The sequence below is a fragment of the Saccharothrix hoggarensis genome (assembly GCF_052936025.1).
This window is the reverse complement of record NZ_CP193624.1, coordinates 4,925,164-4,950,081: the sequence shown is the minus strand read 5'-3', so window position 1 is coordinate 4,950,081 and position 24,918 is coordinate 4,925,164. Positions and strand designations below refer to the sequence as shown.

At 73.4% G+C, this 24,918-nt stretch carries 27 protein-coding genes; 14 read left to right on the top strand and 13 right to left on the bottom strand.

Going from position 1 to position 24,918, the window contains the following annotated elements; translation table 11 throughout:
- Positions 1–59: 59 nt before the first annotated feature.
- Positions 60–980 (top strand): aldo/keto reductase, encoded by a 921-nt coding sequence (locus tag ACRAKH_RS22095; RefSeq protein ID WP_380726379.1) that lies wholly within the window; start codon positions 60–62, stop codon positions 978–980.
- Here the strand turns inward: ACRAKH_RS22095 and ACRAKH_RS22090 are convergent.
- Positions 952–1,254 carry a DUF6191 domain-containing protein gene (locus ACRAKH_RS22090; protein WP_380726381.1) on the bottom strand — a complete coding sequence of 101 codons (303 nt, stop codon included), beginning with the start codon at positions 1,252–1,254 and terminating at the stop codon, positions 952–954. The genes ACRAKH_RS22095 and ACRAKH_RS22090 overlap by 29 nt on opposite strands.
- Positions 1,255–1,262: 8 nt before the next feature.
- On the bottom strand, positions 1,263–1,757 hold the full coding sequence (locus ACRAKH_RS22085) for an NUDIX hydrolase (RefSeq protein WP_380726383.1): 495 nt from the start codon (positions 1,755–1,757) through the stop codon (positions 1,263–1,265).
- Positions 1,758–1,861: 104 nt separating this feature from the next.
- On the opposite strand from ACRAKH_RS22085, the gene ACRAKH_RS22080 reads away from it, so the two are divergent.
- The 5 genes from ACRAKH_RS22080 (at position 1,862) to prcA (ending at position 7,912) form a co-directional block, all read left to right on the top strand.
- Positions 1,862–4,336 carry an FtsX-like permease family protein gene (locus ACRAKH_RS22080; protein ID WP_447009243.1) on the top strand — a complete coding sequence of 825 codons (2,475 nt, stop codon included), beginning with the start codon at positions 1,862–1,864 and terminating at the stop codon, positions 4,334–4,336.
- A 53-nt stretch (positions 4,337–4,389) separates the two neighbouring features.
- Positions 4,390–5,883, top strand: coding sequence for a depupylase/deamidase Dop (gene dop, locus ACRAKH_RS22075; protein WP_380726307.1), 1,494 nt, complete (start codon positions 4,390–4,392; stop codon positions 5,881–5,883).
- 85 nt (positions 5,884–5,968) lie between these two features.
- Complete coding sequence (locus tag ACRAKH_RS22070) at positions 5,969–6,163, top strand: ubiquitin-like protein Pup (protein ID WP_380726305.1); 195 nt, start codon at positions 5,969–5,971, stop codon at positions 6,161–6,163.
- A gap of 32 nt (positions 6,164–6,195) precedes the next feature.
- Positions 6,196–7,044, top strand: coding sequence for a proteasome subunit beta (prcB, locus tag ACRAKH_RS22065; RefSeq protein WP_380726303.1), 849 nt, complete (start codon positions 6,196–6,198; stop codon positions 7,042–7,044).
- Positions 7,045–7,099: 55 nt separating this feature from the next.
- A complete protein-coding gene (prcA, locus tag ACRAKH_RS22060; protein WP_380726301.1) occupies positions 7,100–7,912 on the top strand; it encodes a proteasome subunit alpha in 813 nt (270 codons plus the stop codon).
- A 56-nt stretch (positions 7,913–7,968) separates the two neighbouring features.
- On the opposite strand, the gene ACRAKH_RS22055 is transcribed toward prcA, so the two are convergent.
- From ACRAKH_RS22055 to ACRAKH_RS22015, 9 genes are all read right to left on the bottom strand, one after another.
- Positions 7,969–8,136 carry a hypothetical protein gene (locus tag ACRAKH_RS22055; protein WP_380726299.1) on the bottom strand — a complete coding sequence of 56 codons (168 nt, stop codon included), beginning with the start codon at positions 8,134–8,136 and terminating at the stop codon, positions 7,969–7,971.
- 24 nt (positions 8,137–8,160) lie between these two features.
- Positions 8,161–8,613, bottom strand: coding sequence for an acyl-CoA thioesterase (locus ACRAKH_RS22050; protein ID WP_380726297.1), 453 nt, complete (start codon positions 8,611–8,613; stop codon positions 8,161–8,163).
- Between the two features lie 42 nt (positions 8,614–8,655).
- Positions 8,656–10,212 (bottom strand): glycerol-3-phosphate dehydrogenase/oxidase, encoded by a 1,557-nt coding sequence (locus ACRAKH_RS22045; RefSeq protein WP_380726295.1) that lies wholly within the window; start codon positions 10,210–10,212, stop codon positions 8,656–8,658.
- Positions 10,205–11,710, bottom strand: coding sequence for a glycerol kinase GlpK (gene glpK / locus ACRAKH_RS22040; protein ID WP_380726293.1), 1,506 nt, complete (start codon positions 11,708–11,710; stop codon positions 10,205–10,207). The genes ACRAKH_RS22045 and glpK overlap by 8 nt, the downstream gene beginning before the upstream one ends.
- Before the next feature lie 11 nt (positions 11,711–11,721).
- The gene (locus ACRAKH_RS22035; protein ID WP_380726291.1) at positions 11,722–12,468 is read right to left on the bottom strand and encodes an MIP/aquaporin family protein; all 747 of its coding nucleotides are present in this window, start codon (positions 12,466–12,468) and stop codon (positions 11,722–11,724) included.
- An 81-nt stretch (positions 12,469–12,549) separates the two neighbouring features.
- Positions 12,550–13,317 (bottom strand): IclR family transcriptional regulator, encoded by a 768-nt coding sequence (locus tag ACRAKH_RS22030; protein WP_380726289.1) that lies wholly within the window; start codon positions 13,315–13,317, stop codon positions 12,550–12,552.
- A 60-nt stretch (positions 13,318–13,377) separates the two neighbouring features.
- Positions 13,378–13,716 (bottom strand): hypothetical protein, encoded by a 339-nt coding sequence (locus ACRAKH_RS22025; protein ID WP_380726287.1) that lies wholly within the window; start codon positions 13,714–13,716, stop codon positions 13,378–13,380.
- Between the two features lie 83 nt (positions 13,717–13,799).
- Positions 13,800–14,696: a bifunctional helix-turn-helix transcriptional regulator/GNAT family N-acetyltransferase gene (locus ACRAKH_RS22020; RefSeq protein ID WP_380726286.1), complete on the bottom strand. Its 897-nt coding sequence runs from the start codon at positions 14,694–14,696 to the stop codon at positions 13,800–13,802.
- Positions 14,697–14,734: 38 nt separating this feature from the next.
- A complete protein-coding gene (locus ACRAKH_RS22015; protein ID WP_447009242.1) occupies positions 14,735–16,183 on the bottom strand; it encodes a phosphatase PAP2 family protein in 1,449 nt (482 codons plus the stop codon).
- An 80-nt stretch (positions 16,184–16,263) separates the two neighbouring features.
- Here ACRAKH_RS22015 and pafA point away from each other — a divergent pair, with 80 nt between their 5' ends.
- Positions 16,264–17,622 (top strand): Pup--protein ligase, encoded by a 1,359-nt coding sequence (gene pafA / locus ACRAKH_RS22010; protein ID WP_077009127.1) that lies wholly within the window; start codon positions 16,264–16,266, stop codon positions 17,620–17,622.
- Between the two features lie 188 nt (positions 17,623–17,810).
- Here the strand turns inward: pafA and ACRAKH_RS22005 are convergent, their stop codons facing one another.
- Together ACRAKH_RS22005 and ACRAKH_RS22000 are read right to left on the bottom strand one after the other, a co-directional pair.
- Entirely contained in the window at positions 17,811–18,428 is a 618-nt protein-coding gene (locus tag ACRAKH_RS22005) for a response regulator (RefSeq protein ID WP_380726311.1), read from the bottom strand.
- A gap of 71 nt (positions 18,429–18,499) precedes the next feature.
- Entirely contained in the window at positions 18,500–19,465 is a 966-nt protein-coding gene (locus ACRAKH_RS22000; RefSeq protein WP_380726282.1) for a sensor histidine kinase, read from the bottom strand.
- A gap of 133 nt (positions 19,466–19,598) precedes the next feature.
- Between ACRAKH_RS22000 and ACRAKH_RS21995 the strand changes: the two genes are divergently transcribed.
- The 7 genes from ACRAKH_RS21995 to tatC all read left to right on the top strand — a co-directional run bounded on the left by ACRAKH_RS21995 (position 19,599) and on the right by tatC (position 24,892).
- Positions 19,599–20,120 (top strand): GlcG/HbpS family heme-binding protein, encoded by a 522-nt coding sequence (locus ACRAKH_RS21995; RefSeq protein WP_447009241.1) that lies wholly within the window; start codon positions 19,599–19,601, stop codon positions 20,118–20,120.
- Positions 20,121–20,340: 220 nt separating this feature from the next.
- A complete protein-coding gene (locus tag ACRAKH_RS21990; protein WP_380729871.1) occupies positions 20,341–21,189 on the top strand; it encodes an alpha/beta fold hydrolase in 849 nt (282 codons plus the stop codon).
- Positions 21,190–21,259: 70 nt separating this feature from the next.
- Positions 21,260–22,246 carry a helix-turn-helix transcriptional regulator gene (locus tag ACRAKH_RS21985; protein WP_380729869.1) on the top strand — a complete coding sequence of 329 codons (987 nt, stop codon included), beginning with the start codon at positions 21,260–21,262 and terminating at the stop codon, positions 22,244–22,246.
- Positions 22,243–23,214: a helix-turn-helix transcriptional regulator gene (locus tag ACRAKH_RS21980; RefSeq protein ID WP_380729867.1), complete on the top strand. Its 972-nt coding sequence runs from the start codon at positions 22,243–22,245 to the stop codon at positions 23,212–23,214. The genes ACRAKH_RS21985 and ACRAKH_RS21980 overlap by 4 nt, the downstream gene beginning before the upstream one ends.
- Before the next feature lie 19 nt (positions 23,215–23,233).
- On the top strand, positions 23,234–23,515 hold the full coding sequence (locus ACRAKH_RS21975) for a bacteriophage holin (protein ID WP_380729865.1): 282 nt from the start codon (positions 23,234–23,236) through the stop codon (positions 23,513–23,515).
- The gene (gene tatA, locus ACRAKH_RS21970) at positions 23,493–23,822 is read left to right on the top strand and encodes a Sec-independent protein translocase subunit TatA (protein WP_380729864.1); all 330 of its coding nucleotides are present in this window, start codon (positions 23,493–23,495) and stop codon (positions 23,820–23,822) included. Before ACRAKH_RS21975 ends, tatA begins: the two co-directional genes overlap by 23 nt.
- 125 nt (positions 23,823–23,947) lie before the next feature.
- On the top strand, positions 23,948–24,892 hold the full coding sequence (tatC, locus tag ACRAKH_RS21965; RefSeq protein ID WP_380729873.1) for a twin-arginine translocase subunit TatC: 945 nt from the start codon (positions 23,948–23,950) through the stop codon (positions 24,890–24,892).
- Positions 24,893–24,918: the final 26 nt, after the last annotated feature.

Genomic DNA, 24,918 nt, shown 5'->3' with positions numbered 1-24,918 from the left:
GGCTCGCCGCGGGACACGGTAACCGGCGGCCTCCCGGGGTCGCCGGTTACCGTGTCGGCGTGCCCGACTTCGCCCTCGGCCTGGCCGCCCTCGGCCGCCCCGCCTACATCAACCTCGGCCGTGAGCACGCGCTGCCCGACCACCGCGACGTGGACGCCATGCGCGCGCAGTGCCACGCCGTGCTGGACGCCGCGTACGAGGCGGGCGTGCGGCGCGTGGACGCGGCCCGCTCGTACGGGCGGTCGGAGGAGTTCCTGGCCGCGTGGCTGGCCGCGCGCGGGCACCGGGACGTGCGGGTGTCCAGCAAGTGGGGTTACGCCTACGTCGCCGACTGGCGGCGCGACGCGGCCACGCACGAGGTCAAGGAGCACTCGCTCGACCGGTTCACCCGCCAGTGGCAGGAGACGAAGGACCTCCTCGGCGCCCACCTCGGGCTGTACCAGGTGCACTCGCTGACCGACGACAGCCCGCTGTACGGCGACCCGGAGCTGCTGGTGGCGCTGGGGGAGCTGCGCGACTCGGGCGTCCGCCTCGGCTTCTCCACGTCCGGCCCGCGCCAGGCCGACACGGTGCGGCGCGCGCTGGAGCTGGAGGTCGAGGGTCGGCGGCTGTTCGAGGCCGTCCAGTCCACGTGGAACGTGCTGGAGACGTCGGTGGGGCCGGCGCTGGCGCTGGCGGCCGAGTCGGGCGCGGAGGTGTTCGTCAAAGAGTGCCTGGCCAACGGCCGGCTCGCCGTCGACCCGCCGCCGCGGGTGCGGGAGCTGGCCGAGGCGCACGGGGTGGGGCCGGACGCGATCGCGCTGGCCGCCGTGCGCGCCCAGCCGTGGGCGGACGTCGTGCTGTCCGGCGCGGCGAGCCCCGACCAGCTGCGCGCGAACCTGAAGTCCCGTGACGTCGAGCTGGACCCGGAGGAGCTGGCGGACCTCGCGGAGCCGGCCGACGGGTACTGGGCTACTCGGGCGTCGCTGGCCTGGGACTGAGCCGCCGGTCCGGGTCGACGGCGAGCCGCACGGCGCCCGAGTCGAGGTCGACGGGCCCGCGCGGCGGCGCGCCGGACTCCTCGTCCTCGCCGAGCATCAACGTCACCTGCCGCTGTCGCAGCTCGATGTGCTTGCCGCCGGAGAACAGGGTGGTGAACTCGTCCACCGCGGCCGCCGAGACCACCGGGTGGCCCTTGCGCCGCCGGACCGCCCGCCACACCTGCTCACCGGCCGCCAGCACGAGCAGCAGCAGGGCGAGGCCGGGGATCGACATCGCGAACATCATGCCCACGTGAACCACTCCAGGATCAGGGCCCGACCGTCCGGCACCACCGGCCAGTCGGGGTCCGCCGCCTTCGTCCGCACCTCGTCCAGGGTCATCCAGCCGCCCCAGGCCACTTCCTCCGGCTGGTGCGCGAACGGCCCGTCGCAGCGCACCTCGTAAACGTGCGCGACGTAGCGGATCGTTCCGTCGACGAACGGGGTCCGGAACCGGAACTGCGGAACGGCCCGCACGCCCAGCTCCTCGGCCAGTTCGCGCGCCGCGCAGTCGTCCGGCGTCTCGCCCGCCGCCACGACGCCGCCGCACGTCGGGTCGTACAGGCCGGGGTAGACGTCCTTGGTGTCGGTGCGCCGGTGCACGTACAACCGCGTCCCGTCCAGCGAGCGCACCACGATCGCCGCGCACGCGTGCCACAGGCCCTCGGCACGGACCCTGGCGCGCGTCGCCGTGCCCACCGGGTTGCCGTCGGGGTCCACCACCAGCACCTGTTCCACGCGAAGATCCTCCTCGGGTAGGACCGGCGCGTGCTACCCCGGGCCGACGCTCGCCGACGGCCCCGGTTCCTACCGTCGTGACGTTCGCGTCACGAGGAGGAGTTGTGCCCACATCCCTGCGGCTCGCCGTCGCCGAGTTCCGCGACCGACCCGGCCGCGCCGTGCTGCCCGGTGTCGCCCTGGTCGTCGGCGTCGCCTGCCTCCTGGCCGCCCTGATGCTCAGCGACGCGATGGTCCGGGCCACGAACGACGGAGCGCCGGTCGTGCCCGCCGGCGTGGACCTCGTCGTCCGCCCGCTCGTCGGCTCCGACGCGGTGCTCGACCAGGCGACCGCCGACCGGGTGGCGGGGGTCGCCGGGGTGACGCGGGTGCACCAGGTGCGGGAGGTCCGCGCGGACCTGCTGCTCGACGACGGCCGCGCGGCCGACCGCCGGGCCACCGCCGACGTCGAGCCGGACCGCGAGGAGCTGCGCCGGGTGCCGATCCTGGAGGGCCGCTCGCCCGCGCCGGACGGCGAGATCGCGGTCGACCGGGTCACCGCCTACGAGCACGGCCTCAAGCCGGGCGCGGCGGTGCGGCTGGCCGACGCGGCGGGCAAGCCCCTGGACGTCGTGGTCCGCGGCGTCACCAAGCGCGGCTCGGTCGGCGAGGACCCGCTGATCGTCGTCGGCGAAGGACTGGCCGCCAAGCTCGGCGCACCACCGGCGCCGAAGTCGCTGCACGTCACCGGCGGCGACCGGGACGCCGTCGTGCGGGCGGCCGGCGCGGGGTTCCGGGCGGACACCAGGGCGGACATCGTCGCCGAACCCGTGGACAACGGCCTGGAGGCCGTGCTGCTGCCGTTCAGCATCCTGGCGCTCGCCACGTCCGTGTTCGTCGCCTCGGCCACCTACCGCGCCGTCTACCTGCAACGCCAGCGGCACACGGCGCTCCTGCGCTGCCTCGGCGCGCACCGCGGACCACTCGTCTGGGCGAATTTGCTCGAAGCGCTGCTGACCGGCGCCGTCGCGGGCGCGGTGGGCGCGGTCCTCGGCGGGTCGGTCGGGTGGCTGCTGGCCAGGCTGTTCGACACCACGGGCCTGTCCGCGCTGCTCGGCGCGGTGGAGCTGAGCCCGTCGCTGCTGCCCACGGCGGGCCAGCTGGCGATCGCGGTCGTCACGGCGGGCACGCTGAGCGCGTTCGCCGCCGTCCGGCCCGCCCTGGCCGCCGCGCGCATCGCGCCGCTCGCCGCCCTGCGGACGTCCGAAGGCCAGACGCCGGACCGGGCCGTGGTGCGCCGCCGCCGCGTGGTCGGCTTGGTGCTGGTGGGCGCCGCGGCCGTCATGGCGGTGCTGGGCGTGGTCGCGAGCGGTTCGCTGGCCGCGATCTTCCTGATCCTGTTCTCCGGCATCACCGCCGTGTTCGGCCTGTTCGGCGTCCTCGGACCGGTCGTCGTGCCCGCGCTGGGCCGGGTCTTCGGCTCGGTCGCGAGCCGGTTCGGCGGCGCGCAGTGGAAGCTCGCCGCGGCCGAGGTGCGCCGCGTGCCGCAGCGGTCGGCGTCCGTGGCCATGCCGCTGCTCCTGGCCGCCGCGATGGTCACGTTCTTCGCCGTCACGGTCGGCTCGGCGCAGCGCGTGGAGGACGAGTTCGGCAGCGAGCCGAGGGCCGACGCCGTGGTGGTGGACGCGGGCGGGCGCGCGCTCGACGGCGCGGTCGGCGCGGCGGCCAACCGGCCCGAGGCGGAGACCACCGTCGTGCTCCACGGCGTGGACGTGGACCAGCGTGACGCGGACGGCCACGCGTACCCGGTGCAGGTCGTCGGCGCGGACGCCGGGGCCGTGCGCGAGTGGCTGACCAGGCAGGGCACGGACGCCGCCGCCTTCCAGCCGGGCGCCGTCCTGCTCGGCGAGCGGCACGCGGAGCGGCTCGGCGCGAAGCTCGGCGAGGCGTTCACCGTCGAGGGCCTGCCCGGCGGCGCGCGCACGGCGACGTTCGTCGGCACGTTCACCCCCTCGGTGCTCGACCACGCCGACGTGGTGCTCGCCGACCCCGGCCTCGCGCCCGCGTCCAAGGTGCTGGTGGCGTTCCGGCCCGGCGCGGACCCGGCGGCCTACCAGGCGGCCGTGCGGGCGGACCTCGCCGCATCGCCCACCGTGCTGGTGCGGACGAACGCCGACGTGACCGCACAGAGTCAGCGCTACCTCGACCTGGGGATCATGGTGCTGATGGTGCTGCTGGGACTGTCCGTCGCGGTCGCCGTCACCGGCATCGGGACCGCGTTGACGATCTCCGTGCAGGAACGCCGCAAGGAACTCGCGCTGCGCCGCGCGCTCGGCGTGACCAAGGGCGGCCTGCAAGGCGGCGTGGTGGCCGAAGCGGTGCTGTTGGCGCTGGTCGGCGTGGTGGGCGGCGGAATCTTCGGCCTGGTGTACGCCGAGCTCACGCTGGTCGCCGTCGGGGTGTTCACGTGGCCGACCGCCGCAGTGGTCCCGTTGCTGGTCGGAGGCGCGGGAGTGGTCGTGCTGGCGGTGCTCGCGGCCTTCGGACCGGCCCGCGGCGCGTCCCGCATCCGGCCCGCCGCGGGACTCGCCGCCGGCTGAAACGTGATCCCGGCACCGGCGCGATGTCGGTGGTACGTCGTAGGCTGCGGGGTATGCGGCGGATCATGGGAACCGAAGTGGAGTACGGCATCTCGGTGCCGGGTGACGCGACGGCGAACCCGGTGCTGACCTCGACCCAGGTGGTGCTGGCCTACGCGGCCGCCGCCGACATACCGCGGGCGCGCCGGGCGCGCTGGGACTACGAGGTCGAATCGCCGCTGCGCGACGCGCGCGGCTTCGACCTCGGCGCGCCCGGCGGCCACTCCGGCGACAGCGACGTCGAGGACCTGGGCGCGGCCAACGTCATCCTCACCAACGGCGCGCGCCTCTACGTCGACCACGCGCACCCGGAGTACTCCGCCCCGGAGGTCACCAACGCGCGCGACGCGGTGATCTGGGACAAGGCGGGGGAGCGGGTGATGGAGGAGGCCGCGATGCGCGCGGCCACCGTCCCCGGCCAGCCCCGGCTCCAGCTGTACAAGAACAACGTCGACGGCAAGGGCGCCAGCTACGGCACCCACGAGAACTACCTGATGCAGCGCAGCACGCCGTTCACCGCCGTGATCGCCGGGCTCACGCCGTTCTTCGCCACCCGGCAGGTCGTCGTCGGCTCCGGCCGGGTCGGCATCGGCGCGGCGGGCGAGGAGGCGGGCTACCAGCTGTCCCAGCGCTCCGACTACATCGAGGTCGAGGTCGGGCTGGAGACCACGCTGAAGCGCGGCATCATCAACACCCGCGACGAGCCGCACGCCGACGCGGACAAGTACCGCAGGCTCCACGTCATCATCGGCGACGCGAACCTCGCCGAGTACTCGACGTACATCAAGTGCGGCTCCACGTCGCTGGTGCTCGACATGATCGAGGCCGGCCGCCGGTTCGACGACCTGCGGTTGCAGGAGCCGGTCCGCGCGGTGCACCAGATCAGCCACGACCCGACGCTGAAGGTGAAGGTCGACCTGGCCGACGGCCGCAAGTTCACCGGGCTCGACATGCAGTTCGCCTACTACGAGCGCGCGGTGAAGTTCGTCGAGCAGGAGGGCTACGGCGACCGGGACGTGCTGCGCGTGTGGGGCGAGGTGCTCGACGCGCTGGCCCGCGACCCGCAGGAGTGCGCCGACCGGCTCGACTGGGTGGCGAAGCTGCGGCTGCTGGAGGGCTACCGCGCGCGGGACGGCCTGGCCTGGGGTTCGCCCCGCCTGTCGCTGGTCGACCTCCAGTACTCGGACGTGCGGCTCGACAAGGGCCTGTACAACCGCCTGGTGGCCCGCGGCTCGATGAAGCGCCTGGTCAGCGAGGAGGAGGTGCGCGCGGCGATCCTGTCGCCGCCCGAGGACACCCGCGCCTACTTCCGCGGCCGCTGCCTGGAGCGCTACCCCACGTCCGTGGCCGCCGCGTCGTGGGATTCGGTGATCTTCGACCTCGGCCGTGAATCGCTGGTCCGAATCCCCACGCTGGAGCCGCTGCGGGGCACGAAAGCCCACGTCGGAGCCCTGTTGGAGGCCTCGGACACGGCCGAGCAACTGGTGGAGGCGCTCACCCGGGGCTGATCAACGGACCCGAGTGGCAGGCGCACAATGTCGGGCCCGGTGGGTAATGTTGAACCCGCAAGGGCCGAGACGGCGGGAGGTCGACATGTCCCAGGAACAGGTCCAGCGGCAAGGCGGCGGTGACGGCGACGGCGAGGGTGACGGCGCGGCCGGCGCCGGCCAGGAACGCCGCGAGAAGCTCGGCGAGGACGTCGACGCCATCCTCGACGAGATCGACGACGTCCTTGAGGAGAACGCCGAGGACTTCGTCCGCGCGTATGTCCAAAAGGGCGGCGAGTAGAGCCGCGAGCGGGACGGGAGAAGAACGCACACATGGACCACAGCTCGACCGGGCACTACCCGGCCGCGTCGTTGCCCCCTGCCTACCTCAGGCCGGGGTCGTCGTCGTTCACCGATTTCCTCCGCGCCCAGGCGCCCGAACTGCTGCCGTCGTCCCGGAAGCTGCCTGAGGGCAGCACGGTGCAGGCGCCGCACGGCACCACCATCGTCGCGCTGACCTTCGACGGCGGCGTGGTGATCGCGGGCGACCGGCGGGCCACGATGGGCAACGTGATCGCCCAGCGCGACATGAAGAAGGTGTTCATCACCGACGACTACTCGGCGGTGGGCATCGCGGGCACGGCGGGCATCGCGGTCGAGATCGTCCGGCTCTACGCGGTCGAGCTGAGGCACTACGAGAAGATCGAGGGTGTCTCGCTCTCTCTCGACGGCAAGGCCAACCGGCTCTCCTCGATGATCAAGGGCAACCTCGACGCGGCCATGGCGGGCCTCGCCGTGGTGCCGCTGTTCGTCGGCTTCGACACCGACGCCGCCGACGAGCGCCGCGCGGGCCGCATCGTGTCCTACGACGTGACCGGCGGGCGGTACGAGGACTCGCAGGGCTACCAGGCCGTGGGGTCCGGCTCGCTGTTCGCGAAGTCGGCGCTGAAGAAGCTGTACAACCCCGACGCGGACGCCGAGGCGGCCACCAGGGCGGCCATGGAGGCGTTGTACGACGCGGCGGACGACGACTCGGGCACCGGCGGCCCGGACGTGATCCGGCGCATCTACCCGGTGGTCGTGACGATCACCGCCGACGGCGCGGTGCAGCTGTCCGACGAGCAGACGGCCACGCTGGCCGAGTCGGTCGTCGAGGGCCGCCGGACCAACCCGGCGGGCTGATCGCCGTGCCGAACCCCATCCCCACCCGCATCCGCCGAGCCCGGGAGCCGCAGCAGTGACGATGCCGTTGTACGCCTCACCCGAGCAGATCCTCCGCGACCGCTCGGAGTACGCCCGCAAGGGCATCGCCCGCGGTCGGAGCGTCGTCGTGCTCCGGTACGCCGACGGGATCCTGTTCGTCGCGGAGAACCCGTCCGCGACGCTGCACAAGGTCTCCGAGATCTACGACCGCATCGCGTTCGCCGCGGTCGGCCGGTACAGCGAGTTCGAGAACCTGCGGCAGGCGGGCATCCGGTTCGCCGACATCCGCGGGTACCAGAACGACCCGCGCGACGTGACCGCGCGGTCGCTGGCGAACGTGTACGCCCAGACCCTCGGGTCCATCTTCACCGAGCAGATCAAGCCGCTGGAGGTCGAGATCTGCGTGGCCGAGGTCGGCACCAGGCCCGAGCAGGACACGCTCTACCGGCTGACCTACGACGGCTCGATCGTGGAGGAGCCGCAGTACGTCATCATGGGCGGCCAGGCCGAGGCCACCGGCACCGCGTTGAAGGACGCGTACGCCGAGGACCTGCCGCTGGCCGACGCCGTCCGGGTCGCCGTGAAGGCCCTCAGCTCGGGCAGCACGACCACCGGCAACGGCAAGCCGGACCTGCTGGACCGGGGCAAGCTGGAAGTGGCCGTCCTCGACCGCGACCGGCCGCGGCGCGCGTTCCGCCGCGTCACCGGTGCCGCCCTGGCGGCCCTGCTCCCCGGTGACGCACCGGCGCCCGCCGCCGAGCCGGAAGCCGCCGCCCCGCCCGCGAAGGGTGGCCGGAAGAAGCCCGAGACGGATGTGAACCTGCCGCCGAACGACGACAAGCCGTAGCCGAAGGACGAACGGTGAAGGCCCTCCGGCACGCTGCCGGGGGGCCTTCACCGCGTTCAGAGGAAGGTCTTGACCAGCTGGTCGCGCCCTTCCGGGTCGCGCAGCACCACGAGGTCGACCTTCTTGGACCCGGTCCGCTCCTGCAGCCTGCCCAACGCCTCGACCGCCTCGGCAGGGCTGACCCGTGCGAAGGGGGCGCTCGGACGATCGAGTGCCCCCTTCACACGAGTCGGGGGATCACGGCCGGCTCAGGTGCTGACGAGCGGTGAGCGCAGCTCGGTGTAGTCCTTGGTCCGGTCCAGCGTGGTGAGCGCGGCCAGCAGGTCGGCGGGCGGGGTGACGAGCCGGCGCGCCTCCCGGTCCAGCCACCCGGCGGTGGTCACGACCGTGGCGGCGGTGCGGCCGTCCGGCTTGACGATCCGGTTGTGCAGGCGGAAGCGGGCGCCGTCCGGCGAGAGGCCGTCCAGGCGCAGCTCCACCACGGCGGTGTCGAGGAGGCGGAGTTCGGCGCGGTACCGGATGTCGTCGCCGTGGGAGATCGGGCCGAGCCGGCGGGCGGCGAACTCCGTGTCCGGGAAGCCGACCGAGGCGAAGAACTGCATCCGGTTGTCCTCGGCCGCGTCCAGGTACGCGGTGGTGCGCATGTGGCCGTTCTGGTCCACGTCCGCCCAGCGCACGTGGGTGGTGCTGGTGAAGGGCATGCGTCGAGTATGCGGACCCCCGCCGGCACCACCTCCGGCCGGTTAGGCGATCGCCTTGGCCAGCAACCGGCTCGTGCGCTCACGCACCGACGGCGTGTCCAGCCCGCGCACCACCACGGTGGTCCGCCGCCGCAGCACGTCGTCCACCTCGGTCGCCCACTCGTACCGCTGCGCGTGCGCCACCTGCGCCCAGATGTCCGGGCCGTCGGGGTGCACGCGGTCGAGGAGGGCCGGGTCGTCCAGCGCCAGCGCCAGCACCTCGTGGCTGACGGTGCCGTAGTGCGTGGCCAGGTGGCGCACCACGTCGTCCGGCAGCGACGGCAGCTCACGGCCCAGCTGCGCGGTCACCCGCTCGGGCAGCGCGGCGCCGGGCAGGGCCGCCGGCACGCCGTCGAACGCGTGCGACAGGTCCCGTCCCAGCGACTCGCCGACGCGGGCCAGCACCGACGCCCCGATCCGGCGGAACGTGGTCCACTTGCCGCCCGCCACGCTGATCATCCCGCCGCGGCCGCTGGTGATCACCGTCTCCCGCTTGGCGTGGCTGGTGTCGCCGGACCCGCTGTCGCCCGGAGCCCGCGGCAGCACGCGCAGGCCCGCGAACGTGTACGCCAGCTTCGAGCGGTCGAGGGCTTCGGCGGTGATGCCGACCGACGCCTCGGCCAGGATCTGGTCGACGTCGGCGGGCGAGCACCGCACGTCGGCCGGGTCGCCCTCGTACGCCTCGTCGGTCGTGCCCAGCAGGAGCTGGCCCTCCCACGGGATGGCGAACGACACCCGCACGTCGTCCACCGGGATGGTCATCGCCGCACGCCACGGCGTGTCCGTCTTCAGCACCAGGTGGGCGCCCTTGGACAGCCGGATGCTCGGCGCGGCCGCCGCGTCCTCCATCCGCCGCAGCACGTCCAGCCACGGCCCGGTCGCGTTGACGACCACCGACGCGTCCACGCCGAACGTCCCGCCGTCCACGCGGTCGCGCAGCTCGACACCCGTCACCAGCGACCCGCGCTTGCGCAGCGCCACCACCTCGACGTGGTTGAGCAGCACCGCGCCCGCCTCGGCCGCCGCCCGCGCCGCCGTGATGGCCACGCGGGCGTCGTTCATCTGGTGGTCGTGGTAGAGCGCCGCCCCGCGCAGCCCCTCGGTGCGCAGGTGCGGCACGTGCTCGACGGCCCGCCGCGCGGACAGCACCTTGCCCACGCCGTCGCCGAACCCGGACAGCGCCGAGTACAGCACCACGCCGGCGCCCAGCACGGACCGCGAGTGCGGGCCGCCCCGGTACACGGGCACCAGGAACGGCAGCGGCCGGACCAGGTGCGGCGCGAGCCGGTCGCCCAGCGCACGCCGCTCGGCGTGGTTCTCCCGCACCATCGGCACCGCGCCCGGCCCCATCGCCAGGTAGCGCAGCCCGCCGTGCACCAGCTTCGACGACGCGCTGGACGTGGCGCCGGCGAAGTCGCCCGCCTCCACCAGCGCCACCCGCAGGCCCGACCGCGCCGCGGCCCACGTGGTGGCGATGCCCAGCGCGCCGCCGCCGATCACGACCAGGTCGAAGGTGCCGTGTCCCAGCGCTTCGCGCGCCCTGGCCCGTTGCTCACTCATCGTTGTCGTCCTCGTCGATCCACCCGACGGTCCGCTCGACCGCCTTCTTCCACTTCCGGTAGCCCTTGTCGCGGGTCTTCGCGTCCATCGTCGGCAGCCACTCGGCGGCCTTGTGCCAGTTCTCCCGCAACGACTCGGTGTCCGACCAGTAGCCGACCGCGAGGCCCGCCGCGTAGGCCGCGCCGAGGCACGTGGTCTCGGCGACGATCGGCCGCACCACCGGCACGTCGAGGACGTCCGACAGGAAGCCCATGAGCAGGTTGTTCGCCGTCATGCCGCCGTCGACCTTCAGCGCGACGAGTTCGACGCCCGAGTCGGCGTTCATCGCGTCCACGACCTCGCGGGTCTGCCACGCGGTCGCCTCCAGCACCGCGCGGGCGATGTGGCCCTTGTCGATGTAGCCGGTCAGGCCCGCGATGACGCCGCGCGCGTCGGACCGCCAGTGCGGTGCGAACAGGCCGGAGAACGCGGGCACGAAGTACGCGCCGCCGTTGTCCTCGACGGTGCGCGCCAACGTCTCGATCTCGGCGGCGCTGGAGATCAGCCCCATCTTGTCCCGGAACCACTGCACCAGCGCGCCGGTCACCGCGATCGCGCCTTCCAGCGCGTAGGACGCGGGCTGGTCGCCGATCTTGTAGCCGACCGTGGTGAGCAGGCCGTTCTCCGAGCGCACCGGCTTGTCACCGGTGTTGACCAGCAGGAAGCTGCCGGTGCCGTAGGTGCACTTGCCCTCGCCGGGGGAGTAGCAGGTCTGGCCGAACAGCGCCGCCTGCTGGTCGCCGAGCGCGGACGCCACCGGGACGCCCTCCAGCGTGCCGGTCGCGGTGCCGTACACCTCGGCGGACGACCGGATCTCCGGCAGCATCGCCCGGGGCACGCCGATCGCGTCGACCAGCTCGTCGTCCCAGTCGAGCGTCTCCAGGTTCATCAGCATGGTGCGGCTGGCGTTGGTGACGTCGGTGACGTGGCGGCCGGTGAGCTTCCAGATCAGCCAGGTGTCCATCGTGCCGAACAGCACCTCGCCCGCCTCGGCCCGCGCCCGCAGGCCGTCGACGTGGTCGAGCAGCCAGCGGACCTTCGGCCCGGAGAAGTACGTCGCCAGCGGCAGGCCGCACTTGTCGCGGAACCGGTTCTGGTCGCCCAGCTCCCGGACGAGCTGGTCCGTGCGCGTGTCCTGCCAGACGATCGCGTTGTGCACGGGCTTGCCGGTGGCCTTGTCCCACACCAGCGTCGTCTCGCGCTGGTTGGTGATGCCGACGGCGGCCAGGTCGTGCACCGACAGGGACGCCTTCTGCAGCGCGCCGTGCACGACGTCCAGCACGTTGGCCCAGATCTCCTCGGCGTCGTGCTCCACCCAGCCGGGGCGGGGGAAGATCTGCCGGTGCTCCTTCTGGGCGACGGACACGATCGCGCCGCCGTGGTCGAAGACGATGCAGCGCGAGGAGGTCGTGCCCTGGTCGATGGCGGCCACGAAGGATCGGGCTGAGTAGGTGGTCACGGTGGCGCTCCTCAGTAGACGGCGATGTCGACGAGCCCGGCCAATGCTCCGCCGATCAGGGGACCGACGACGGGGACCCAGGCGTATCCCCAGTCCGATCCACCCTTTCCGGGGATCGGCAGGACGGCGTGCGCGAGGCGGGGGCCGAGGTCGCGCGCGGGGTTGATGGCGTAGCCGGTGGGGCCGCCCAGCGACATGCCGATGCCGACGACCAGCAGGGCGACGATCAGCACGCCGGTGCCGGAGGTCTCCAGGCCCTTGGTCTGGCCGGTGGCGAGGATGACGAACACCAGCACGAACGTGGCGATGGCCTCGGTGGCGAGGTTCTGGAACCGGTGGCGGATCTCGGGGCCGGTGGCGAAGACGCCCAGCACGTCGCCGGTGTTGGCGCGGAACTGGCCGAGGTAGGCGAGGTAGCAGAGGACCGCGCCGGTGAACGCGCCGAGCAGCTGCGCGGCCACGTACAGCGGGACGGTGCTCCAGTCGCCGTTGTGGATGGCGAGGCCGACGGTGACGGCGGGGTTGAGGTGCGCGCCGGACAGCGGTGCGACGGCGTACGCGCCGGCGAGGACGGCGAAGCCCCAGCCGAACGTGATCACCGCCCAGCCCGCGCCGTTCGACTTCGACTTGGCCAACACCACGCCCGCCACGACGCCGTTGCCCAGCAGCAACAGCAGTGCGGTGCCCAGGAACTCCCCGATGAAGATCGACTGGTTCGTCATCCACGCGCCCTCTCTGGCCTGAATGCCGTTCGACATTGTCGTACGGTGCGCGTGAATCCTGTGCCGACGCTCACAAGATGTCAACCCTCCCGCCACGGCCCGGCAATCGGGCCGGGTTCACCAGGGAATGGCGCCCAGCTCGCGCGAGATGGACCGCGCGGCCTCGCGGACGTAGGACACGAGCTCGGTGCGCGGCTGCTTCCTCGCGTCGCACAGCCGCTCGACCGGCCCGGAGATCCCGACCGCGCCCACGGTCACCGCGCGGCGGTCCCGGATCGGCGCCGCCAGCGACACCTCGCCGTCGACCAGCTCCTCGACATCACTGGCCCAGCCACGCTGTCTGACCTGCTCCAACTCGTCGCCGAGCCGGTCGAGGCCGGTGATCGTGGCGGCCGTGTACGCCTTCAGCGGCTCGTCGTCGGCCAGGCCGAGGCCGACCGGGTCGTCGGCGAGCAGGACCTTGCCCAGCGCGCTGGCGTGCGCGGGCAGGAGGGCGCCCACTTCGAGGACCTGCCGGGAGTTGTCCGGGCGGAACACGTGGTGCACGACCAGGACCTGGTTCTCGTGCAGCGTGCCGATGCGGACGCTCTCCATGCTGCGCGAGGCCAGCGAGTCCGACCAGTTCAGCGCGCGGGTGCGCAGCTCGTTGCCGTCGAGGTAGCTGCTGCCGATGTGGAACAGCGCCGCGCCGAGCTGGTACTTGCCCGTGTCCGGCGACTGCTCGACGAAGCCGACCAGCTGGAGCGTGCGGAGGATGCCGTGCACGGTCGGTTTGGGCAGCTCAAGGGCACGGGCCAGCTCCGCGACCCCCATCCGCCGCGCGCCACTGGCCAGCAGCCGCAGGACCGCGGCTGCCCGTTCGATGGACTGGATCGGACCGGGCACGCGATCACCCTACCGCGAAACCGTTCGACCATGTCGAACCGCGCCGGTGGGCGCGGCGGTTCACCCGTGGCGGTCGCGGACGGCCCGCTCCCACTCGGCCCGCTGGGCCGCCCAGGCCGCGCGGGAGCCGAGCGCCACCAGCAGGACGAAGATCACGACCACGACGGCGAGCCGGTGCTGCCCGGCCCACGTGGCGACGTCCTGCCCCTTCCAGAACCCCAGCACCGCGCACGTCAGCCACCCGACGCCGGCCGGCCCGTACCCGAAGCCGATCTCGGCCAGCAGCAGCAGGCCCGCCGCGACGGCGATCAGCGACCCGTGGAGGCTTCCGGGGTGGTCCACCAGCAGGAAGAACGTGCCGCCCATGAGCACCAGCACTACGGCCAGGAGACCTTTCACCCCGTCCACCCCCCGTCGATCCGGCCCGTGGCCCGACTGTAGGAAGGCGAAGACGGCGGCGGTGGTGGCCTGGCCGGAACCTGTCAGAGGTCCAGCGACCAGGTCTGCGCCTCCAGGTCGCGGCCGTACAGGCGCGCCGGCTCGCTGTCGTCCAGGGTGAAGCCGGCCTTCTCGTAGATGTGCCGCGACGCCGCCAGCCCCGACACGGTCCACAGCACCATCCGCTTGTACCCGGCCCGGCGGGCGAAGCGCAGGCACTCCTCGACCAGGCGCTTGCCGATGCCGAGGCCCCGGGCGGCCGGCTCGACCAGGAGCAGGCGCAGCTGGGCGGTGCGGTCGTCCACCCGGACGCAGAAGACCGAGCCGACCGGCTCGCCGTCGACCTCGGCGATCCACGCCGCCTCGCGGTCGGGGCTGTGGTTCTCGACGTACTCGGCCGCCACGCGGGCCACCAGCGCCTCGAAGGTCTGGTCGAAGCCGTGCTCCTCCGCGTACCGGACGCCGTGCCGGTTGACGACCCAGCCCAGGTCGCCCGGCCGCAACGGCCGCAGCACGTACGACCGCGGCGTGCCGGTGAGCAGCCGTTCGATCCGGCGCATCGCCGCCACCAGCGCGACGCGGTCCGAGGGCGGCACGCCGTCCAGCAGCGCCCCGACCTCGGCGTCGGACCGGGCGTTCAGGTCGGCGAGCACGGACTCGCCCCGCGGGGTGAGGGTGACGACGTGGCGGCGGGAGTCGCGCTCGGACGGCGTGCGGGTGACCAGGCCGTCGCGCTCGAACGCGGTCAGGATGCGGCTGAGGTAGCCGGCGTCGAGGGACAGCGCGGCACGCAGGTCGGCTGCTTCGCGGTGGCCGGCCGCCAGCTCGAACAGCACCCGGACCTCGGTCACCGAGTACGGCGAGGCCAGGTAGCTCCGGTCGAGGACGCCGATCACGCCGGTGTAGAAGCGGTTGAACGCGCGGACGTCGGCGACCGTCATCGTTGACTCCCTCAACAGAACAGTTGACGTAGTCAACCCTAGCTCTCGGGTCGGTAGACGGCCAGGGCCGCCGGGCGGGACCGGAACTCGAACGTGGCGCCGGTCGGGCCGACCTCGCCGTCCGTCGCGATCGCCACCGCGCCGTCGAGCAGCTTCACGTCCAGCCAGCGGGTCTCCAGGTGCCGGTAGGTGCGGCTGCGGTGCAGCGAGCCCAGCAGGGCGCCGGCGAAGAACCGCGCCCGCGAGAACCGGGTGTCGGCGCGGATGTACCGGACGTCCATCAGGCCCGCGTCCAGCGCCGGGCGCATGGTCGGCGCGAAGCCCTTCGGCCGGTACGGGCCGTTGCCGACGAACAGCATCCACACCAGCTGCGGCTCGCCGTTCAGCTCCACCCGCATCGGCCGGGACGTGTGCAGCACGCTGGCCAGCGCGATCGCCGCCGCCGGCCACTTGCCCCACCGGTCCTGCAACTGCTCGCGCAGCCGCACCATGTCCGGGTACCCGCCGAGGCTCGCCGTGTTGACGAACCAGCGGGGGCCGTCGCCGTCCACGGACACGGCGGCCAGGTCCACCAGCACGCCGTCACCCGCCGCGACCGCCCGCGCGCTGTCGTCCAGCCCGGTCACGCCGACGTCGCGGGCGAAGTGGTTCAGCGTCCCGGCGGGCACCAGCACCAGCGGCAGCCGGTGGGCCGCCGCCAGCGCCGCGACCGCCGCCACCGAGCCGTCCCCGCCGGCCACACCCAGTGCCTTCGGAGCGTGATCGGCGATCACCGTGTCGAGATCCTCGATTCCCACGATCGTGGCTTTCGGCCACTCGCGGGCCACGGCCTCGGTCGGGTCCTCGGCGCCCAGGCTGGTCGCGCCCAGCCCCGCGTGCGGGTTCACCACGACCACCAGGCCCTCGCCGTCGACCAGCGCGTCCAGCGCCCGGTGCTCGCGCGCCGACGCGGGCTCGGTCCGGCCCAGCGGCCACCAACGCCTGGTCAGCAGGCCCGCGCCGACCCCGATCGCGGCGCCGGCGGCCACGTCGGACGGCCAGTGCACGCCCGTGTGGACCCGCGAGTACGCCACCGCCGCCGCGACCGGCGCGACCGCCGCCGCCAGCTTGGGCGACTCCATCGCCAACGCCGTGGTGAACGCCGCCGCCGACGCCGCGTGCCCGGACGGGAACGACGACGAGGTCGGCCTCTTGGTCAGCCGGCGCGGCACCGTGAGCAGGTCGGCGGCGGGCCTGCGGCGCGGGAACAGGCGCTTGGCCACGAAGCTCGACCCGAAGCTCGCGCCCGCGATCGCCGCCACCCCGCGGAACGCGGCACGCCTGGTCACGCCCCTGCGCGACGCCAGCACGGCGGCCACGGCCAACCACAGCACGCTGTGGTTCGCGGCCCGCGAGAGCCGCTTCAGCGCGTGGTCCACGGGCGACGCGCGCAGCGCCCCCGAGCGCCGCATCAGGGCAAGGTCCAGGCGGTTCACTCGTCGAAGCACAGGAGAACGTTATCCGCGAAAACGGCGCGACGCCCGATTGGATCACTGAGGAAATCCGGAAATGCGCCTACTGTTGAGGGATGCAGCGGCGGATCTTCGGCATTGAGACTGAGTTCGGGGTGACCTGCACCTTCCACGGGCAGCGCAGGCTGTCCCCGGATGAGGTCGCGCGTTATCTGTTCCGCCGGGTCGTCTCGTGGGGACGCTCGTCGAACGTCTTCCTGCGCAACGGCTCTCGGCTCTACCTGGACGTGGGGTCGCACCCCGAGTACGCCACGGCGGAATGCGACGACCTCGCCCAGCTCGTGACGCACGACAAGGCTGGTGAGCGCATCCTCGAGGACCTGCTCGTCGACGCCGAGCGCAGGCTCGCCGACGAGGGCATCGGGGGAGACATCTTCCTGTTCAAGAACAACACCGACTCCGCGGGCAACTCCTACGGTTGCCACGAGAACTACCTGGTCGCGCGGGCGGGGGAGTTCTCCCGCATCGCCGACGTCCTGCTGCCGTTCCTGGTGACCCGGCAGCTCATCTGCGGCGCGGGCAAGGTGCTCCAGACGCCGCGCGGAGCGGTCTACTGCCTGTCGCAGCGGGCCGAGCACATCTGGGAGGGCGTGTCGAGCGCCACCACCCGGTCGCGGCCCATCATCAACACCCGCGACGAGCCGCACGCCGACGCGGAGCGCTACCGCAGGCTGCACGTCATCGTGGGCGACTCGAACATGTCCGAGGTGACCACGCTGCTCAAGGTGGGCAGCGCGAACCTGGTGCTGGAGATGATCGAGCAGGGCGTCCAGTTCCGGGACTTCAGCCTCGACAACCCGATCCGCGCCATCCGCGAGATCAGCCACGACCTGACCGGCCGCCGCACCGTCCGCCTCGCCGGCGGCAAGGAGGCGTCGGCGCTGGACATCCAGCGCGAGTACTACGAGCGCGCGGTGGAGCACGTGGCCAAGCGGGCGCCGGACCCGATGGCCGAGCGGGTGCTGGAGCTGTGGGGCCGCACGCTGGACGCGGTCGAGGCCGAGGACCTGTCCAAGATCGACCGCGAGATCGACTGGGCCATCAAGTACCGGCTGATGGAGCGCTACCAGGCCAAGCACGACATGGACCTGTCCAACCCGCGCATCGCCCAGCTCGACCTCGCCTACCACGACATCCGGCGCGGCCGGGGCATCTTCGACCTGCTCCAGCGCAAGGACCAGGTGGAACGGGTCACCGACGACGGCGAGATCGAGGCCGCCAAGGACACCCCGCCGCAGACCACGCGGGCCAAGCTGCGCGGTGACTTCATCGCCGCCGCGCAGGCCGCGGGCCGCGACTTCACCGTCGACTGGGTGCACCTGAAGCTCAACGACCAGGCGCAGCGCACCGTGCTGTGCAAGGACCCGTTCCGCGCGGTGGACGAGCGCGTGGAACGGCTGATCTCCTCGCTGTAGCGCGAGCCGCGGAAGGCCCCGGGCCGCGGGTGGTCCGGGGCCTTCCGCCGCATCCGTCGAGGTGAGCGCGCTGGTGGCGGCTGTCGCGGGGCCCGTCGGCCGTGGTCCGGGCTGCACCGGCCTGCCCGTTGGCCCGCCCGACGCCGGTCTGCCGGGCTGCCTCCAGGACGGCCTTCCGGACGGTGGCCTCACCAGCGGCTGAGGCGGATCAGCTTCAGCTCGACGGCGGTCCGCACGGCGGCCGTGCGGGTGTCGACGCCGAGCTTGTCGAAGATCCGCACCAGGTGCGTCTTCACCGTCGCCTCGCTGATGAACAGCGCCTTCGCGATCTCCCGGTTCGACAGGCCGCGGGCGAGGTGGTCGAGGATCTGCACCTCCCGCCGGGTGATCGCGGGCGCGGGCGCCCGGTGCAGCAGGCGGTGGGCGATGTCGGGCGACAGCACGGTGCGGCCGGCGGCGGCCTGGCGGACCGCGGCGGCCAGCTCGTCCGGCGGGCAGTCCTTGAGCAGGTAGCCGGTCGCGCCCGCTTCGACCGCCCGGACCACGTCGGCGTCCGAGTCGTACGTGGTCAGCACGACGACCTGCGGCGGGTCGGGCAGGGCGCGGATGCGCCGGGTGGCCTCCACGCCGTCGATGCCGGCGCCGAGCCGCAGGTCCATCAGCACCACGTCCGGGTCCCGGGTCGCGGCGTGGCGGACCGCGTCCTCGCCGGTGGCGGCCTCGCCGACCACCTCGAAGTCCCGGGCCAGCAGGCCGGCCAGGCCGAACCGGACCACCGGGTGGTCGTCCACCACCAGCACCTTCAGCGGCCCGGAGCCGGTGGAGGGGTCTTCTGCCGGGCCGTTCGCGGGGCCGGCCGGGCCGTTCGGCGGGCCGGTCACGGCGTCGGCACGCTCACGGCCAGCGCCGTGCCCTCGCCCGGCGCGCTCTCCACCGTCATCGTGCCGCCCAGCTCGGCCACCCGGTCGCGGATCGCGTCGAGGCCGTACCCGCGGCCAGGCCCGGGGCGGGTCGTGGCCGGGTCGAAGCCGCGTCCGTCGTCCCGCACGTCCAGCGTCACCGCGTCACCCAGGTAGGTGAGCGTGATGACCGCCGTGGTGGCCTGGGCGTGCTCGCGGACGTTGGCCAGCGCGCCCTGCGCGACCCGCAGCAGCGCCACCTCCACCGGCACGGGCAGCGGGTACGGGTCGCCCTCCACCTCGACCCGGTCGCACAGCCCGCGCAGCGCGTCGGTCAACGTGCGGCCCTCCAGCGGCGACAGGTCGCGCACGAACCGGCGGGCCTCGGCCAGGTTCTCCTTGGCGACCTCGCGGGCCCGCGCGGTGTCGCCCAGCTCCAGCAGCAGGGTGATGCTGGACAGCCCCTGCGCCAGCGTGTCGTGGATCTCGCGCGCCAGGCGCTGCCGCTCCTCCAGCGCGCCCGCCTGGTGCAGCAGCCGGCGGCGGTCGAAGAACACCGCCGCGGTGATCACCGCGACCCCGACCGGGCCGAGCACCAGGCTCGGCTCGAACGCCTCGGCCAGCCGCACCTGGGTCAGCACCACGGCGGCGGTGAGCACGGCCGCCAGCGGCACCGCCACCCGCGGCCGCAGCTGCCGCAGGCATTGGAAGAACAGGGGGATCGCGCACCAGCCGAAGCTCGGCGCGAGCCACACCAGCACCAGCCACAGCCCGAGCACGGCGGGCAGGGCGTTGGTCCAGCGCACGCCCAGCGGGTACGCCGCGCCGAGCACGGCGGCCGTGACCAGCACGGCGGGCGCGACGCCGTGGTACGCGACGTACCGCGCCGCCGACGCCGTCAACAGCACGTAGAAGCCCGCGTGCATCGCCCGGTGCAGCCACACGGGGCCGACCCTAGGCCAGGTCACGGCGCTCCGGGTCAACCGATGGGTTGAACCGGGGTCAACCGGAACCACCAGGTCGGGACGCCCCGCCGGGACGAGTCTGGGTGCCACACGACGGGATGAGGAGAGTGCGATGCGCAAGACCACGATCGCGGTGCTGGTGGCGTTGTCCGTGGCGGGTGCGGGTGGCTACGCGGTGGCCGAGCAGGGCGCGGCCGACCGGCAGCACGGGCGCAGCGGGGTCGCCGTGCGGACCACGACGGCGATCACGGTGGACGCGGCGGTGCGGGCGGCCCAGGCGGCGCTCGACGCCGCCGAGAAGGAGGGCCAGCGGGTCACCGTCGCCGTGGTGGACCGGGGCGGCGACGTGGTCGTGCTGCTGCACGGCGACGGCGCGGGCCCGCAGACCGAGGAGTCGGCGCGGCGGAAGGCGTTCACGTCGGTGTCGTTCAACGCGCCGACGTCCGAGCTGGCCGGCCGGGTGACCGGCGCGGGCGCGACGCTGCGGGACATCCCCGGCACGTTGTTCCTGGCCGGCGGCGTGCCGGTGGTGGCGGACGGCGCGCCCGTCGCGGGCATCGGGGTCGGCGGCGCGCCGAGCGGCGACCTGGACGAGCGCTTCGCGCGGGCCGGCCTCGCCGCGATCGGCGGCTGACGCGAGCGGTGCCGGGCGCCGGGCGACGCGGCGGCCTGCTGGAGGGCGCCTGACGGTGTGCCGGGCGCCGGCGACGCGGCGGTGTGCCGGCTGAGGCCAGAAGGTGTGCCGGGCGCCGGGTGACGCGGCGGCGTGCCGGAGGGCGGCTGACGCGAGGCGTTGCGCCGGAGAGCGGTGTGACAGGGGGTTGATCGGCCACCCGCCCGGGTAGGTGGAACGGGTGGCCGACTTCACCCTGACGAGGATCGACACCGGTGACGTGGAGCTGCGGGTGAGCCACGGCGGTTCCGGGCCGCCCGTGCTCCTGCTGCACGGGCACCCGCGCACGCACACCACCTGGCGGCACGTCGCCCCGCTGCTCGCGGCCGACCACACCGTCGTGTGCCCCGACCTGCGCGGGTACGGCGGCTCGGGCAAGCCGGAGACCACGGCCGACCACACGCCGTACTCCAAGCGGGTGATGGCACGGGACCTCGTCGCCCTCATGCGCGAGCTGGGCCACGAGCGGTTCGCCGTGGTCGGCCACGACCGCGGCGGGTACGTCGCCACCCGGCTCGCCCTGGACCACCCGGACCTGGTCACGCACCTCGTCGCGCTGGACGTGGTGCCGATCGGGTCGGCGCTGGCCCGGTGCGGCCCGGAGTTCGCCCGGAGCTGGTGGCACTGGTTCTTCCTGGCCCAGCCCGACGTGCCGGAACGGGTCATCAACGCCGACCCCGACGCCTGGTACCACACCGACCGCAGGCCCGTGGACGACGACACCCTCCGCGCCATGCACGACCCGGCGACCGTCCACGCCATGGTCGAGGACTACCGCGCCGGCCTCGGCGTCGACCGCGCGCACGACGACGCGGACCTCGCCGCGGGCCGCCGCGTCCGGTGCCCCGTGCTGGTCCTGTGGGCGGAGGACGACGACCTGCCGTCCCTCTACGGCGACGTGCTCGGCGTGTGGCGCGACTGGGCCGACGACCTGCGCGGACGCGGTCTGCCGTCCGGGCACCACCTGGCCGAGGAGGTGCCCCGCGAACTGGCCGACGAGCTGCTGGCGTTCTTCCGGGCAATCGGCTGAATGGACCATTCACCCGGACCGACGGCGGGGATGGCGTCACGGGGGTCTCGTCCGGGGTTAGGGTTCCCTGGTGGCCATCGCACGTGCCGAACGGCTCGTCAACCTGGTGCTGTGCCTGCTCTCGACCCGCCAGTACCTGACCGCCGAGCGCATCCGCGCCATCGTCCCCGGCTATTCCGACGCCGCGACGGACGAGGCGTTCTTCCGCATGTTCGAACGCGACAAGACCGAGCTGCGCGACCTGGGCGTGCCGTTGGAGACGGGCCGCAGCGCGGGCTTCGACGCGATCGACGGCTACCGCATCGCCCGCCGGGACTACGAGCTGGGCGACATCGACCTGGAGCCGGACGAGGCCGCCGCCGTGGCGCTGGCCGCCCGGCTGTGGGACTCGCCCCAGTTCACCGGCGCCGCGCACGGCGCGCTGATCAAGCTCCGCGCCGCGGGCGTGGACGTCGACCAGGACGTCCACGTGCCGGTCGAACCCAAGGTCCGCACCAGCGAACCCGCGTTCCCGCCGCTGCTCGCGGCCGTGCAGGAGGGGCGCGTGGTCGAGTTCGACTACCGCCGCCCGTCGCCGGTCGAGGTCCGCACGCGCACCGTCGAGCCGTGGGGCGTGGTGGCCTGGCGCGGCCGGTGGTACCTCGTCGGCCACGACCGCGACCGGAACGCGCCGCGCTGCTTCCGGCTGTCCCGGATCGTCGGCGACGTCCGCGCGGTCGGCAAGGCGGGCGCGGTGCGCCGGCCCGACGACGTCGACCTGCTGTCGTTCGTGGCCCGCACCCAGCCCGCGGTCGACCAGACGACGGCCACGGCGAAGCTGTGGGTCGCCGAGGGCCGCGCGCAGGGCGTGCGCAGGCGGGCGCGGGTGCTCGGCCGCCAGGAGTTCGACGGCGAGCCCGGCGACCTGCTGGAGATCGAGCTGCGGTTCCCCGACTCGGCCGCCTCCTGGATCGCCGGGTTCGGCCCGGCGGTCGTCGTGCTGGAGCCGGAAGTGCTGGCCAAGACGGTGCGGGAGAAGCTGCTCGGCGCGCTGCGCGGTGCGGGGGTGCGCGCGTGAACGCCGCCACCGACCGCCTGCCCCGGCTGCTCGCCCTGGTGCCGTACCTGCTGGCCCGCCCCGGCGTGCCGATCGACGAGGTCGCGGAGGACTTCGAGGTCACGCCCAAGCAGATCCGCCGCGACCTCGAACTGCTGTGGATGTGCGGCCTGCCTGGCTACGGCCCCGGCGACCTGATCGACCTGTCGTTCGAGGGCGACACGGTCACCGTCACGTTCGACGCGGGCATGAGCCGGCCCCTGCGGCTCACCGCCGCGGAGGCGACGTCGCTGCTGGTGGCGCTGCGCGCGCTGGCCGAGACGCCCGGCGTCGCCGACCAGGCCGCCGTCCAGCGGGCCGTGGCCAAGATCGAGGCCGCCGTGGGGCAGGCGCAGCCCGCCGGGGTGGCCGTCGGACTGGCCGTGCGGGAGGCCCCGGAGACGGCACGCGTGCGTGACGCGGTGTCGGACGGTGTCCGGCGCGGGCGCGCGCTGCGGCTCAGCTACTACACGCCGTCACGGGACGAGATCACCGACCGTGTCGTCGACCCGATGCGGATGCTGCTGGTCGAGGGGCGCGGCTACCTGGAGGCGTGGTGCCGGGCGGCGGATGGCGTGCGGCTGTTCCGGCTCGACCGGATCGACGCCGTGGACGTGCTGGACGAGCCCGCCGCCCCGCCGCCGCACGCCGAGCCCACCGACACCTCGGAGGGTTTGTTCAAGCCCGACCCGTCCCAGCGGACGGCCGTGCTGGTGCTGGAACCGGACGCGCGCTGGGTCGCCGAGTACTACCCGACGGACGGGCTGGTCGAGCTGGAGGAGGGCCGGGCCCGCGTCCTCATGCGGTACGCCGACACCGCGTGGATGGTGCGCCTGCTGCTCGGGCTGGGCGGTGAGGCGCACGTCGAGCAGCCTCCCGACCTCGTGGCGGAGGTCGCCAGGCAGGCGGAGGCGGCATTGCGCCGGGCGGATCACCTCCCGGCAACCTGAGCCCAGTAACGTGGGTCCCGTGCCGTACATCCCGACCCTGGCGTTGATCCTGTTCGGGCTGGTCGCGCTCGTCGCGGTCACCGTCCGAGTCATCGGGTCCTTGCGCCGCTTCCGCGCGGCAAGCACTCTGGTGGGGGACAGGGTCGGCGACGGCGCCGGTCTGCTGAAGGCGCGGTTCGCCGCGCTCTCGCTGGCCGTCGCCGAACGGCGTCCGGATCAGGCCCGCCAGGGCGAGCCCCGCGTACCATCGGTGGACCGGGGGAGACAGGAGGACAGTCGTGGGTTCCCTCGGAGCTACTGAGCTGATCATCATCGCCGTGGTGATCATCCTGCTGTTCGGCGCGAAGAAGCTGCCGGACATGGCCAGGTCGATCGGCCGCTCGGCGAAGATCCTGAAGGCGGAGACCAAGGGTCTGCGCGACGAGGACGACCAGTCGCAGGCCAACCCGGCCACCACCGCCCAGCAGCAGCCGCCCGTCGCGCCCGCCCCGCAGCAGCTCCCGCCCGCGCAGCCGCCGGTCGCCCAGCCCCAGGTCGTCCAGCCCCAGGTGGCCCAGCCGATCGAGAAGAGCGCGCAGAACCTCGAGAACAAGCAGAACAGCAACTGACGAGCCAGCGCACCAACGAGAGTCGAAGGACGGTCCGCACGGTGGGGGCAAGTCCGGTCCGGTGGTGGTCCCAGCGCCGGGAGCGCCGCAAGGTCACGAGCCGTCGGGCCAACCCCGACGGCACCATGTCGTTGAAGGATCACCTCTACGACCTCCGGCACCGACTCGGGCTGGCGCTGCTGTTCATCGCGCTGGGCGCGATCTTCGGGTGGTTCTGGTGGAGCTGGCGGATCTTCGGCCTGCCGAGCCTCGGCGACATCGTGATCGCCCCCTACTGCGGCATCCCGGTGGAGCAGCGGCTGACCCAGAGCGGCCAGGGGTGCCAGCTGCTCCAGACCCAGCCGTTCGAGATCTTCATGATCCGGTTGAAGGTCGGCGCGGGCGCGGGCATGGCCCTCACCGCGCCGCTGTGGCTGTACCAGGTGTGGCGGTTCATCGCGCCCGGCCTGTACGCCAAGGAGCGCCGGTTCGCCGTGGTGTTCGTGGCGTGCGCGTCGGTGCTGTTCGTCGCCGGCGCCACGCTCGCGTTCTACGTCGTGCCGCAGGGCCTGTCCGTGCTGGTCAGCTTCGGTGACGAGAAGTTCATCACCGCGTTGACCGCGGGCGAGTACATCAGCTTCGTGCTGGCGTTGCTGCTGATCTTCGGGGTGAGCTTCGAGCTGCCGCTGATCGTGGTGATGCTCAACCAGGTCGGCGTGCTCACCTACGACAAGCTGCGGCGGTGGCGGCGCGGCATCACGTTCGCCCTGTTCATCTTCGCCGCGATCGCGACGCCGGGCACCGACCCGATCTCGATGGTCGCCCTCGCGGTGGCGCTCACGATCCTGTTCGAGCTGGCCATCCAGATCGCCCGCGTCCACGACAAGCGGGCCGCGCGCAAGCGCAAGGACGAGGGCTGGGACGCCCTGCCCGACGACGAGGCCGCGCCGTTCGAGTACACGCCGTCCTCGATCGACGAGCCGGACCCGCGGCCCGCGGCCGAGCCGAGGCGGGGGCGGCGCGGTGCGAAGCCGGAACCGGTGCCCGCGGCGGAACCGCCGACGCACCCGAAGTACGACGACGTGACCTGAGCCGGCGCCTTTGTAGGCTTCGCGAC